We start from the raw sequence: 13,348 nt of genomic DNA, 5'->3' as shown, positions 1-13,348 counted from the left end.
ACATCCTTTTTTCGTTGATTGTTACATTGTAACATATCAGTCATCAATTAAACATGTTCACGCCCTGTTAGCTCTTATGTCTGATCATTTGTCTTTAACTGGTCTGACCAATTGTACGCTTCTTGTTCAATTTCTTTAATGAGCTCATCTTTTCCTTTGATATAACTTGCCATATCTTCAGGATAGGCTTTTGCCAATTGACGCTTTTTATCTGCATAGGCTTTGGCACGATCAGGTGCAGCTTTTAAATAATCTCGGAACACCAAATGCCTTTTTACATCATCATGGCCGGCTTCATAGGCGTGAACGTGATGTGTTCGGTTCAAGCCGCCTTTTCTAAAAAAACGTCTTCCCTTGAGTCCATTTTCTCCGAGCGGTTCATATCCAAGCTGGCGAAACAGGGGGTTACACTCATCTAACGTGCTGATATGCTTCACCTCTAGCAAGATATCAATAATTGGCTTAGCCGCCATTCCTATGACTGACGTACTGCCAATATGGTGGCCATATACCCAGTTGTCGCCAACTATCTTTTTCAGCTTGTCATGCTCATCTTGAAATTGTTTTGGCCAGCTCGATTGGTATTCAATCACTTCCACCTTTCGAAGCATCAAACGTTCCATCTTTGTTAACATCAGCTTGTTTTCCACCTGCAAACGGGCCTTTTGTTTAAACCCTAGTTTTTCATAAAGCTTAATTGCTGGTGTATTTGCCTCTGCTGTTGTGAGCTCGATTGTTTTTTGATACTGGATAATGGATTGCAGGAGCGCTGTCCCGATTCCTTGATTGACATGATGTGGGTGCACAGCTAACCGGCTGAGGATGATCCGATCATCATGCAGTTCATATGAAGCGATTCCTAACAAATGCCCCTCTTTTTCAAAGCCTATGAAAATCTCATCTGTTTCTATTATGTCTTGAACCGTTTCTTTTAAGGGCGGTAAATCTTGATAGCCAATTTGTTCTGCCTCCCGCTGATATGCAGCCAATTGGATATGTAACAGCTCTTTCGCTTGTTCTTCATTTTTTTGATCCAGTCTGATGATCATGCTTTCGCCTCCAGCTTTTTCACAAATAGCACCCGGTCTTCATGAATGCCGTCGTAATCTGAAAAAACTGAAATACCATCCACTGTTTTATCTCCCTTTTCTATCTGAAAACCGAGCTTTGTATGGTAAGCAATCGAGACTTTATTGACAGGAGCTGTAATAGCCTTAATCGTTGTTCTTCCTTCCTTTTCAGCCGCTTCATAAAACGCTTGATAGAGAATTTTGCCAATCTTCAATTTCCGGTGGTCTGGATGTACCCCAACAAAGTGAATATACGCTTCATCTGAATGCGATTGCGATAAAAAACCGACTAGAAAGCCGATCAGTTCACCTTTTTCAACAACGACAAAACTTGTTTGCTGAAAATGTTCGAAAAATAGCTTTGGCAATTTCGCTCGTAAATCTCTGCCTCCCCACCAGCTTTGAATGACGGATGTGACCGCATAAAAATCTGACGGCTTCACTTGACGTATCATGATGGCCTCGCCCCTTTTCATTTTTAGCTGTACCGCTCTTTTTTCACAAAAAATCAACTGTTTCAATAGTCTACCTGTCTGATCAATTGTTTGTAAAGGTGATGTATCAGCCTTTTTTCCTTTCAGCTTTGTTGGTTCTTCGTTCTTTTGCTATCATCTCCTTTTAAATCTTCACACTTATTTCAAAAAGTTCACTTTTTATGCGAAAGATCCATTCTTTTGTTATGTTAAGATGGTTCATATAGGAAATGGAACAAACGTTTATTGGAGATGATGATATTGGTTTGGATTGTTACTTCACTTGTTGTGTTTAGTCTTTTAAAGCTGCTTGTCACTTCGCTGCCTTCGGGTGTTGTTGAACGCCTTTTTAGTCGTTATGCGGTGCATGCAAAAGTAACAAGTGATCAAACAACGATGACGTTTCAAGGACGTCCACTCGATGATCAGCAAACATCCGAAATTATTCAACATTTTAATGATGCGATCTTTATTGAACGCTATTATATTTATCCTGGTGACGAAGAGCGTTTTCTTCATCCGCAGGAAGGGCCGGCGCCGCTTACCATGCAAACAAAGCTTGGCAAGCATGATGTAACCCTTTATCTGTATCATTACGATGACCATGTGGATGTGGTGCGGCAGTTTACCCATAAGCCTAAGAAAAAACTAACGGCCTATCGTTTGCGTTCTGAGCCGCTCCAAACATCAAATAACTTAGCACATGCTTAAAATGACTCATTTTACCCAGATGAGACGAAGTGGAGACACTTCGTCTTTTTTGTATGGATTTACACTCTTCTCTTTGAATGATTTACCAGTATCAATTTCACCTTCTGGCGGTTAAAATGTATACAGAACATACGTTCTAAGAGGTGAAAATCATGAATGAACGAGCCATTCTGCTTGTGGATATGCAGTCGTTTTATGCGTCAGTCGAAAAAGTGGAGGCTCCCCATTTGAAGGATGTGCCGCTCATCGTCTCAGGAGATCCCGAGCGGCGGAGCGGGGTCGTACTTGCGGCCTGCCCGCTCGCTAAAAAACGGGGCGTACAAAATGCATCAAGATTATGGGAAGCAAAGGAGAAATGCCCTGAAGCCGTCGTCGTACGTCCACGTATGCAGCGCTACCTTGATGTCTCTGTCATGATGACAGAACTGCTTGAACAATACACAGATCTTGTCGAACCCTATTCAATTGATGAACAGTTTCTCGATATTACGGGAAGTGTGACACTACTCGGTTCGCCGCGCGAGATCGCTCAAAATATACAAACGACCATTATGAACCAGACAGGCATTTACGCACGTGTTGGCATTGGCCCTAATAAAGTGCTCGCTAAAATGGCCTGTGACCATTTTGCTAAAAAAAACAAATCTGGCATCTATGAACTTCGTGCAGACCGGGTTGCGGCTGATTTATGGCCGCTTCCGATTGGAAAATTATTTGGCGTCGGCAAACGGATGGAGCACCATTTAAAACGAATGGGCATCAGTACCATCGGGACGCTTGCTGCTTATCCGTTAGACCGGCTAAAAAAACGCTGGGGAATCAACGGGGAGCTTCTGCAGCGAACTGCTTTAGGACACGACCCTTCCCCGGTCACTCTTCACACACATGATCAGCAAAAAGCGGTTGGGCATCATATGACCCTTCCCCATGATTATGCGTCCTTTGAGGACATCAAAGTCGCCCTTCTTGAATTGAGTGAAGAAGTGGCAAGACGTGCGCGCTTTAAGCATTATGTTGGGCAAACGGTGTCTGTTGGCGTAAGAGGCGCTGATTTTTCTCATCCGACTGGATTTCATAGACAAATCAAGCTCCATTCACCCACACAATACGGAACAGATATTGCAGAAGCAGCTATTCAGCTATGTCAGCAGCACTGGGACGGCCAGCCCATTCGCAGTGTAGGTATTACTCTCTCGCAGCTGCAGCCTGACAGCCAATATCAGCTGAGTTTATTTGATCACCATTTCAAAAAAGACAGACTCAGCAAAGTATTTGATGCGATCCATATGAAGTATGGACCTGCTGCACTCTTGCACGCTTCGTCACTAACAAGCGCAGGGCAGGCGTATCACCGCGCCGAAAAAATTGGTGGACATTACAAATAACGGAGGCGAACAGCCATGAATCCCAATAAATTAACACCTGGATACAACATCATGTGGGAATCAAGCCGAATGATGCTCCCAGAGCACCGTGAACAGCTGCTTGCTCAAAAACGGAAAAAAAAAGAATACACACCTCCTTCGCTGAGTACTGATCAGCTAGAGGAAATGAATTTTTTGATCACACAGTCGATTACAGAGGACCAAGCGATTTGCGTGACATATGCTGCAGCAGGTATGAAACAGCAGTTTTGGGGCTGGGTGAAAACCATTCATTATGAAACGCAGCGCATAAAAATCGTCAATGATGAAGATGTTCTCCACCTGTCCTTGCAGCAAATTGTCGCGATTGATCTTGATTAAATTGTCTTTAAGTGATCGTACGAATCAGCATACTAAAAGACATAGAAGCACCGGGAGAAAAAAACAAGACTTCGAATTTGCGGGGCCATTAAAGGCTCCTCTGCCATATGACGGATGTCTCCTCCATCAAATTGTGTATTTAATTTGCACAATTTTTCATGTATGATTGGAACATCTTAACACTCAGGGGAGAAACAGCATGAAAAATAACTTACGTACTTTACATCCACTTAGTTGGACAATCATCATCGGTACCATATTCGGCCGAATGGCGACGTCTATGAGCATTCCTTTTTTAGCCGTTTATTTGACACAAGTCAAAGGGGCCTCAGCTTCTTCAGCTGGGTTAATCATTGCCGTCAGCTCCCTTATTGGGATCGTGGCGAGTTTTTACGGCGGCTATGTTTCTGACCGAATCGGCAGAAAAAAAGTCATGCTTCTATCCATCTTCGGCTGGTCATTTGTCTTTGTTGGCTTTGCGTTTGCAGATGCCATTTGGGTCTTCTTTCTCATGAACGCTTTAAACGGACTGTGCCGGGCACTGTTTGAACCAACGTCTAAGGCGCTCTTATCTGATGTCACCCCATCAAGTATTCGGTTGTTTGTTTTTAATTTACGGTATACGGCCATTAACATCGGTGTAATCTTCGGCCCGCTGCTTGGCTTATATCTTGGATCATCGAAAACAACATTTCCATTTCTTGTCGCTGCCTTCATTTATTTGTTATACGGATTAACGCTGGCTTGGCAATTTCAGAAGCATCCAGTTGCTGCTCCAGAAAACACGAAACAAATCAGCGTCAAAAAAGCCCTTTCCATTATCCAAAAAGATACAGTCTTTAGCATCATCCTCATCGGCGTTACCTTATGTTCGTTCGGGTATTCGCATTTAAGCTCAACGCTGCCTCAATACTTATCAGCGTCACCTATGATTGAGGATGGTCCTAAACTGTTTGGATATCTTTTATCTTTAAATGCAGTGGTTGTCATTGTCATACAATACCCGCTCATCATGATTGCAAAGCGCTACTCCACCATTTTGTCGCTGACCACCGGGAATATTCTTCTTGCCGGCAGTTTGTTTGCCATTGCTTTTTCACAAAGTCTCGGCATGCTTGCTTTCATCATTGTCGTGTTTACAATTGGGGAGGTTCTGCTGTTTGCGATGATGGATCTTTTTGTAGACAATATTGCAAAGCCTGAAGTGAAGGGATCGTACTTTGGGGCGATGGGATTTTCTCAGCTCGGCAGTGTCATCGGACCATTTGTCGGCGGACTGTGCATTGACTATTTTGGCGCAGCCCATCCCCTCTCCATTTTTACGGTCTTGTCAATGATCACCATCGCAGGCGTTCCATTCTTACTCATTGGATATTACCGTCTAAAAAAGCGATCGGCAGCAGCCATAGCTGTTAAAGTAAGTGGAGATCATTAAAAAAACCGCTCTCTCGTTTGAGCGGTTTTTTCTTTATACCCGGCGGATGGCGATCTCTTCCACCTTATGCTGATCCCCTTTTTTCAAAATGAGATCAGCCCGATATTTTGTCGGTAAAATATTTTGATATAAATTAGGGCGGTTCACGGTATTCCAAATGGTGCTTGCCATTTGATCTGCCTCTTCATCCGTCAAATCTTTATATTGATGAAAGAAGGATTCAGGGTCTTGGAAGGCTGTTTCTCTTAGCAAACGAAATCGTTCTTTATACCATGACTGAATTTGCGTTTCAGCGGCGTCTACATAAATCGAAAAATCAAAGAAATCGGATACAAACACACGCGGTTCATCCTTCAGATCATCCAGCGCTGGTGATTGGAGCACATTGATTCCTTCAATGATGACAATATCCGCATCCTCTACTGTTTCATACACCCCTTCTAGCCGGTCATAGGTCAGATGCGAATATACCGGGGCATGCACAGTTTGTTTACCTGATTTTAATTCATTCAAAAAAGACAGCAGGGCTTTGACATCATAGCTTTCCGGGAAGCCTTTCTTTTCCATCAGCCCTCGATCCTTTAATTCTTTTTGAGGATATAAAAAGCCATCTGTTGTCACAAGACTCACCTTCAGCCCATCTCCAAGCCTAGATAAAAGCGTTTCAATGATACGAGCCGTTGTGCTTTTCCCGACAGCTACACTTCCAGCAATCCCAATTAAAAAGGGAATTTTGGCATGATGCGGGTAGTTTAAAAAGGCATTCACATGCTGGTTTTTTTGTTTTTCTGCAAAGACATGTAATGTCAGAAAACGAATAAGCGGTATGTAAATATCTCGAACTTCTTCAAGCGATAAATAGTCATTTAACCCTTGCAGCGCTCTTGCTTCCTCTTCTGAAACAGATACCGGCATATATTCTCCAAGAGCTGCCCAGGCCTCTCTCGTATGGCGCGTGTATAGCGTATTAAAATCTAGTCGCGTGTCACTCAAAGTCTTTCCCACCAATCTTCACTAAACTCGTAACCCAAAAAGACGATAATCCGATTGTAGCTTAAAATGAAGGCGCTGTCTTTATTTTTCAACGAAAGTTTGTTTGTTTTGCGAAAAAAAGCATTAAAAAAAGGAATATGAGGGTAAATAAGAGTATTCAGTACGATAGATAGAAGGGAGCACACTAAATGAAATATGTGATGATTGGCGGAGATGCGGCTGGAATGAGCTGCGCTATGCAAATATATAGAGAGGATCCAAATGCATACATTGTTGCTTTTGAAAAAGGAGAGATTTTCTCATATGGACAGTGCGGACTCCCCTACTTGATCGGCGGACTCATTGATGATCACAGAAAGCTGATCGCACGCAGTGCTGAAACCTTTCGTGAGAAATATGGAATTGACGCCAGATGCTTACACGAAGTGACCTCCATTGACCCAGAGCAAAAAACAGTGGCGGGTCATCATACGAAAACAAAAGAACCCTTTACAGAAAGCTACGACCGCCTCTTAATTGCGACAGGAGCAAGCCCTGTCACACTGGATTTAGACAGCCAGCCATTAGAAGGCGTACACGTATTAAAAACCATCCCGCATGCGCTGTCCATTTTAGAACATTTAGAAAAGGATATCACACATGTCACGATCATTGGCGGTGGATATATCGGCCTTGAAATGGCTGAAAATTTAAAAGCGCTCGGAAAAAACGTACATATCATTCAGCGGGGAGCAGCACTCGGCCCGGGCTTTGACTCCGATATGGCAAAATATCTTAAAGAAGAGGCTGACGCCAAGGGCATTCACGTATCGCTTGGAGAAACGGTACAGCAATTAGAAGGCAAGTCACATGTCACAGCTGTTATCACAGACAAACAAACCATACAAACAGATATGGTCATCATGGCCATCGGTGTCACTCCGCAAACCTCCTTTTTACATCATACCGGAATCAAGCGTCTTCAAAATGGCGCTATTGCAGTAAATCAATACATGCAAACCAATATAAAAGACATTTATGCTGCCGGTGATTGCGCGGCAACCTATCACCGCATCAAAAAATCACTGGATTATATTCCGCTCGGCACAACTGCGAATAAACAAGGGAGAATCGCAGGATTTCATATGACAGGGACAAACCGGGCGTTTCAAGGCGTGACTGGAACAGCCGTCATGAAATTTATGGACGTGACAGCGGGACGAACAGGCTTATCAGAAAAAGAAGCAAAAGAGGCGGATATTCCTTTCTCCGTCATCACCATTGATAGTACAGATCACGCGAAGTATTACCCAGAACCGCAGAAAATGAAAGTGAAACTGATTTACAGAAGCGATGACCATACTTTGCTTGGTGCCCAAATCATCGGCAGAAACGGTGTAGATAAACGGATCGATATCGTGGCGGCTGCCCTTTACCAAGAGCTGACCATAACAGATCTTGAAGATTTAGATATTAGCTATGCACCGCCGTTTAACAGTGTATGGGACCCGCTTCAGCAAGCGGCAAGACGGATATAGAAAGTGTCACAATGAAGCCATACTTCAAAAAAAGAAACCAGTTCAAAACCGGTTTCTTTTTTATTATTTTTTCATCATCGCTTTGCGTGCTGCTTTTTCAAATAAAAATGGGAATAACTGATACAATTTGCTGCCAGCGTTCATCCAGCCGGGCAGATTAATCTCTCTCTTTTTCGTCATCATGGCAGATACGACCTTCCCTGCCACCTTGTCCGCACTCAGCATCATAAAATCAACGTTCTTCACATATTCACCGCTGCGGTCAGCGATGGTAAAGAAGTCTGTGGCAATTGGTCCTGGGTTGACCGTCGTCACGTGAATGCCTGAGTCTGCCAGCTCCATTCTGAGGCTGTTTGAAAATCCAAGAACGGCATGCTTTGATGCGGAATAAATAGCTGATTTGGGAGTCGCAATCTTTCCTGCCTGGGATGCGATATTGATAATATGTCCCTGCCCTCTTTGTTTCATCTCAGGGATGACCTTTTTCGTGCAGGCGATTAAGCCAAACACATTCACCTCAAACATCGACACCATTTCCTCTATGGAGGCATCTTCGACGAGATCGAATACGCCAAAGCCGGCATTGTTGACCAAAATATCGACCGGCCCCACTTCTTCATACGCGCGATCAATGTCCTCAAGCTGGCTGACATCAAGCTGAGTGATGTGACACACCCCGCCAGCACTCATAATTTTTTCTTTCACACTAGTAAGCTTTTCCACTCGTCTTGCTGAAATAATGATCTCTGCGCCTTCTTCTGCTGCCAAGTACGCCATTTTTTCACCAATGCCCCCAGATGCGCCAGTAATCCAAATCCTTTTTCCTGTCAATCGCCCCATGTGTCTCACTCCTTAGTTTGCTCTGTAATAGACGATTCCGTCTTTTTGCATTTCTTCAATTCGCCCAGCCTCTAAGAGCACATCCAGCTGCCCGACTGTCTCAGACATCGTTAAAAACAAGGCCTCTTCATACATCACAGGAAATAGCTTGCGGCAAAGATGAAAGGCCGTCATTTCTTTTTGTTTAAGCAGCTGATACATCGTATTTGCTCGTTTCTCTTGTTTCTTAAATCTTTCTTCAATCAATTCATGGTGGGACGTGATGAGCTGACCGTGTCCTGGATAAATCGTCTTGATTGGCAGACGCAATAACCGATTGAGTGATGCTTTATATTGAAGCAGTGATTTTTGACGTTCCTCGCCCTCATCCGGTGCTTCCATTAACGGATTTGAAGAAATGGTCGTCAAAAGCAGGTCGCCGCCAATAAAATTCCCCGTTCTTTCATCTAAAAAGGAAAGATGAGACTGTGCGTGTCCGGGTGTTTCCATCACAAAGAAGTGTTCATGCCCGCTTAAACGATCACCTTCTTTTATGATCTCATCTACATGTGAAGTACAAGAATATGTATAAGATTGCTTCACCATTTTTTCACACTCATTTTGCCGAAGCGGGACACCTAACTGCTGAAAAAAAGGAATCATAAAGTCCACTTGGCGCTGCTTAAACACTGGATCCTGACTAATATACGGCTCATTTAGCTGGTGTCCGATCACACGGACATGAGGTTTCATCAGATTTAACAGACCGACATGATCTGCATGATGATGGGTCAGCACCACCTGATCAATATCGTCTATCGATAAACGATGTTCCTTTAATTGCGTGACAAAAGCATGCTCTGCCTCTTCTGTCATCGGCCCGCAATCAACTAAGGTTACGGCCTCTCCTTTTAATACATATGCATACACATCCCCAACAGCAAACGGCGTCGGGATGGATAATTGAATGATCTCTTCTTTCACTTTTATACGTCATCTCCTGCTTTTTGACTCATGATTGTGGGTACTTAAGCCTTCTTACTTCATTGTATCTTGCAAAAGGCAGACTGTCATGCGGTTTAGACGGGCAATTTTTTTAACTGCCCCTATTGACATAAACTTGTCCATCGTTGCATAATGAACAACAAATATATGATGCGCGATGACAAGGATTAGTAAGCAAAATAATGATGCAAGAGAGTGAGGTCCGCCGGCTGAAAGACTTCACCATCCTCTTATTTGCTGAACCTGCCCTTTGAGCTGTTAGGCAAACCTAAACGTTTCCCGCGTTAAGGGACTAGAGCTGAGTATGCATGTTTGCATGCTAATTGAGGGTGGTACCGCGAAAAACCTTTCGTCCTTTTCAGGCGAGAGGTTTTTTTATTTTCTACAAGGAGGAGCAGCTCATGAGTAAAATTGGATTTATCGGTGCAGGCTCAATGGCAGAGTCTATGATCAAAGGTTTATTAAAAAGCGGCATGATGTCGAATGAAGATATCATTGTGACAAACAAAACGAATGAAAAACGATTAGAGGAATTACAGGCGCGTTATGGGGTCAAAACGGATTTCGCTCGGTCCTTTATTTATGAAGAAGCGGATATTCTCGTTTTTGCCTTAAAACCGAAGGATGCAGAAAGCGGAATTTCTGAAGTCCGTCCTCATTTACATGGACAGCTGATCATTTCTATTTTAGCGGGTATTTCTATTGAAACGATTCAACACTATGCTGGCGGAAAGAGTGCAGTCGTTCGTGCGATGCCAAATACATCAGCGGCGATTCAGCAGTCAGCAACTGGTATTGCCGTAAGTCATGAAGTGACAGAGGAGCAAAAGAAAAAGGCCGTCGAGCTGTTTGAAACGATCGGGCATGTCACAGTATTAGATGAATCGCAGCTAAATGCTGTGACAGCCATCGCAGGCAGCGGCCCTGCCTTCATTTATCATTTGATTGAAGGAATGGAGCGAGGTGCTTCAGAACTTGGAATGGACCAAGCAACTGCGAAATTACTCATTTGCCAAATGATTGCGGGCGCCGCTAATATGCTTCAAGACAGCGGAAAAGAGCCGGCCGAACTGCGCAAAGAAATCACAAGTGAAGGCGGAACAACAGAAGCCGGCCTGAACACACTGGCTGCCTATCAATTTGAAGAGGCCGTTGTCGATTGTGTCAAAACAGCCACTAAACGCGCAGCAGAATTAAATGAAATGTTTTCAGCAAGTACGTATAAATGAAATTGAAAAGCACCTGTTTTGATGACAGGTGCTTTTCACTGCCTCATTGACATGATGGCTTTGATTTGATCCAGATGATGTTGTTCATGTAAAGCGATGGTTTCAGCTAATACTTGGACGGTCATCACTCCTTCTTCCGGATGCAGACCGGATTGTTCCCATATATCTTTTTCTAATAGCCGAAGCGTGTTGTTTCTTCTCTCTTTCATCCGTTTGATCAATGCTTTGATCTCCTCTGCGTTATACCATTCATACGCTCTTTCTTTCACATACATTTCAGGATCATATGATTGAAAAGGCGTGTGATGATCTGATATCGCCTGCTCTATCCGCTCTGACCAGACTTCTTCTGTGTCATACAAATGCCCGGTGAGCTGCTTAATTGACCATTTATCCTCCCCTAAAGATCGATCCAGTGTATAATCATCACAAGCCTCCACTAGCTTCTCTAGTTCACTCATACTTTCCTGAAGCGATGTGATGATGTCTGTTTTTGTTAATTTCCCAGTTTCCATTTAATTTTCTTCCCCCCCTTCAAATAAATGTAAGTCTTCTTTAATATCATCTTCTATTTATTAAATAGAAGCCCTATCATCAAGATAGAGCTCTTCATTACATCTACTTATTTTTTCTCTAATAAAGCATGAATCGTTGATTCTAGCAATTCTGGCAAAATGCCAAAAGAGAACGAGACGTGCAGCCGCTCTGTCCATTTGTGCGGGTCCTTTCCTAGTGGACCTACGTTGATGACTGGAACGTAAAGGGCTTCCTTTTCTCCTTGCGGTAAAGAATAGCCTTTTTGGTAAAGCGGCATATTGGTTGTATAATGACCTACTTCCTGCTTTTCGAGCTGTAAGTAACTTAAATCAGACAATCCCGGGAAATATTTCACTTCCTCTACTTCAAGTCCATATACCTCTTTTGCCTCTTTTTGAATCTTCTTGAATGTCTTCTGAATATGCGGATCTTCTGTTGAGGACACCGAAGGGTAAAATGGCGGACTATAAAATAGAACAATCAGCGGTCCTTCTTCCTTACATAGCGTCGTCAGCTCCGAGACAATTTTCGTTGAAAAATCACGATCTCCAAGTTCACCTCGGTTGGCGAATGCATAGTTGACAATGCGCTCGACTTCCTGTTCACCAGAGCGTTCTGCGGCTTTTTGATACAGCTCGTGATACGTAAGAACCGTCACCTGAGTGTCAATTGGAGTAAAGTGTTTAAAGCGCTGAAAGTCCGCTGTTTTTTGCTGAAGATTGGCCTCGATTTGGTCTGCTGCTTGTTTCGCAGTTTCATAGAGAAGTCCGTGCAGTTCTTCACTTGAACGTTTCATCATGAGCACATTAAATAAAGATACGGCTGTGTGAGGTGTTTGAACGGAATAGGCTTCTTTCAAGTCCTTTTGCATTAAGTTCGTTGGAGGCGGTGTTACTTCACCATCTACTTCCTCACAATAATCACTATTGAGCTCTAACAGCCTGTTTAGTTCAGATACCATAAAATTCGCATTTAAGCCTGAGAAAGGCTCTCCTACATGTGTTTCAATCCCTTTACAGAAAAATCCAGCTAATACCTTTCCTATGCTGCCTGTATACATATAATGATGTTCATCCCCTGGATACTTTTCAAACATCGGCTCACTGTTTAAACACGCGGTATAGTCAAGATCATGTTTTTCTTTAAGCTCTTTTAATTTCGGCACAGCCTCAAGCATTCCTTGTGAATTCACTTCTTCATCAGGAACTGTGACGAGCAGGATATTTCCATCAAATGTTCCTGTCATCGCCCTTTCCAGCATAGAAAGCTGTACGGTGAGACCTGCTTTCATATCCATGGCCCCTCTTCCAAACAGCCAGTCGCCTGAAGCAAGGTCCTCTCTTGCCCTCTTTGGAAGAAGCTCACTTTTTTGCGAAAAGGAAGCCATTAACTCTTCAGGCTTGCATGCCATGTTTTGAAATTCGCCGTAATCTTCTGTATCGACTACATCAAAGTGACTAAGAAGCAGCACGGTACGCCGCAGCGTACTGCGCTTCACAAGTGCCGTTAAATAATACCGGCCATCTTTCATCGGATGCAAAGCCAAATGATCAGGGTTCTGCTCAAAATAAGGCCGCTCCCTTAACAAATAATATAAATATTCCGCTAACGCGACTTCTCCTGTTGTACCTGATATGCTTTCATACTGCATAAGAGCTGTCAGGAGCTCCCTTAGTTCACTCTCTGTTTGCCATTTCATCCGTTCTCCCCCTTTGATGTCTCTATCTCTCCATTATACAAAAACGTGTATAAAAGCTATATTCTTTGAGCACCTTTTATGACGAAAGTTTGAATGGCTGTTATAATCGGCTATA

13 protein-coding genes and 1 other annotated feature are annotated in these 13,348 nt (G+C 43.3%); of the genes, 6 read left to right on the top strand and 7 right to left on the bottom strand.

Going from position 1 to position 13,348, the window contains the following annotated elements:
• Nucleotides 1-74: 74 nt before the first annotated feature.
• Nucleotides 75-1,049 carry a GNAT family N-acetyltransferase gene (locus tag M1D84_RS08065; protein WP_044332778.1) on the bottom strand — a complete coding sequence of 325 codons (975 nt, stop codon included), beginning with the start codon at nucleotides 1,047-1,049 and terminating at the stop codon, nucleotides 75-77.
• A complete protein-coding gene (locus tag M1D84_RS08060; RefSeq protein ID WP_024428048.1) occupies nucleotides 1,046-1,525 on the bottom strand; it encodes a GNAT family N-acetyltransferase in 480 nt (159 codons plus the stop codon). The genes M1D84_RS08065 and M1D84_RS08060 overlap by 4 nt, the downstream gene beginning before the upstream one ends.
• Before the next feature lie 279 nt (nucleotides 1,526-1,804).
• On the opposite strand from M1D84_RS08060, the gene M1D84_RS08055 reads away from it, so the two are divergent.
• The 4 genes from M1D84_RS08055 (at nucleotide 1,805) to M1D84_RS08040 (ending at nucleotide 5,434) form a co-directional block, all read left to right on the top strand.
• Entirely contained in the window at nucleotides 1,805-2,254 is a 450-nt protein-coding gene (locus tag M1D84_RS08055; RefSeq protein WP_024422888.1) for a YfmQ family protein, read from the top strand.
• Nucleotides 2,255-2,406: 152 nt separating this feature from the next.
• Complete coding sequence (locus M1D84_RS08050; protein WP_171464494.1) at nucleotides 2,407-3,639, top strand: DNA polymerase IV; 1,233 nt, start codon at nucleotides 2,407-2,409, stop codon at nucleotides 3,637-3,639.
• A 15-nt stretch (nucleotides 3,640-3,654) separates the two neighbouring features.
• Nucleotides 3,655-3,999, top strand: coding sequence for a YolD-like family protein (locus M1D84_RS08045; RefSeq protein WP_041117889.1), 345 nt, complete (start codon nucleotides 3,655-3,657; stop codon nucleotides 3,997-3,999).
• A gap of 199 nt (nucleotides 4,000-4,198) precedes the next feature.
• A complete protein-coding gene (locus M1D84_RS08040) occupies nucleotides 4,199-5,434 on the top strand; it encodes an MDR family MFS transporter (RefSeq protein ID WP_073206209.1) in 1,236 nt (411 codons plus the stop codon).
• Between the two features lie 33 nt (nucleotides 5,435-5,467).
• Here M1D84_RS08040 and coaA read toward each other — a convergent pair whose 3' ends face one another.
• Nucleotides 5,468-6,427: a type I pantothenate kinase gene (gene coaA, locus M1D84_RS08035; RefSeq protein WP_024428044.1), complete on the bottom strand. Its 960-nt coding sequence runs from the start codon at nucleotides 6,425-6,427 to the stop codon at nucleotides 5,468-5,470.
• 188 nt (nucleotides 6,428-6,615) lie between these two features.
• Between coaA and M1D84_RS08030 the strand changes: the two genes are divergently transcribed.
• On the top strand, nucleotides 6,616-7,944 hold the full coding sequence (locus tag M1D84_RS08030) for a CoA-disulfide reductase (RefSeq protein ID WP_458106433.1): 1,329 nt from the start codon (nucleotides 6,616-6,618) through the stop codon (nucleotides 7,942-7,944).
• Between the two features lie 63 nt (nucleotides 7,945-8,007).
• On the opposite strand, the gene M1D84_RS08025 is transcribed toward M1D84_RS08030, so the two are convergent.
• Both M1D84_RS08025 and M1D84_RS08020 read right to left on the bottom strand, forming a co-directional pair.
• Entirely contained in the window at nucleotides 8,008-8,784 is a 777-nt protein-coding gene (locus tag M1D84_RS08025) for an SDR family NAD(P)-dependent oxidoreductase (RefSeq protein WP_213404658.1), read from the bottom strand.
• A gap of 12 nt (nucleotides 8,785-8,796) precedes the next feature.
• Nucleotides 8,797-9,747: an MBL fold metallo-hydrolase gene (locus M1D84_RS08020; protein ID WP_073206215.1), complete on the bottom strand. Its 951-nt coding sequence runs from the start codon at nucleotides 9,745-9,747 to the stop codon at nucleotides 8,797-8,799.
• A 169-nt stretch (nucleotides 9,748-9,916) separates the two neighbouring features.
• Nucleotides 9,917-10,128 (top strand) — a binding site (T-box leader).
• Between the two features lie 41 nt (nucleotides 10,129-10,169).
• Here M1D84_RS08020 and proC point away from each other — a divergent pair.
• Complete coding sequence (gene proC, locus M1D84_RS08015) at nucleotides 10,170-10,997, top strand: pyrroline-5-carboxylate reductase (protein WP_024428040.1); 828 nt, start codon at nucleotides 10,170-10,172, stop codon at nucleotides 10,995-10,997.
• Between the two features lie 35 nt (nucleotides 10,998-11,032).
• On the opposite strand, the gene M1D84_RS08010 is transcribed toward proC, so the two are convergent.
• Nucleotides 11,033-11,512: a DinB family protein gene (locus tag M1D84_RS08010; RefSeq protein WP_073206218.1), complete on the bottom strand. Its 480-nt coding sequence runs from the start codon at nucleotides 11,510-11,512 to the stop codon at nucleotides 11,033-11,035.
• A gap of 107 nt (nucleotides 11,513-11,619) precedes the next feature.
• A complete protein-coding gene (locus M1D84_RS08005) occupies nucleotides 11,620-13,233 on the bottom strand; it encodes a M20/M25/M40 family metallo-hydrolase (RefSeq protein ID WP_073206220.1) in 1,614 nt (537 codons plus the stop codon).
• Between the last annotated feature and the right edge of the window lie 115 nt (nucleotides 13,234-13,348).

Source organism: Bacillus sp. PK5-006 (assembly GCF_054161415.1).
Note: the sequence above shows the minus strand (reverse complement) of the source record. Positions and strands in the feature narration are given on the sequence as shown.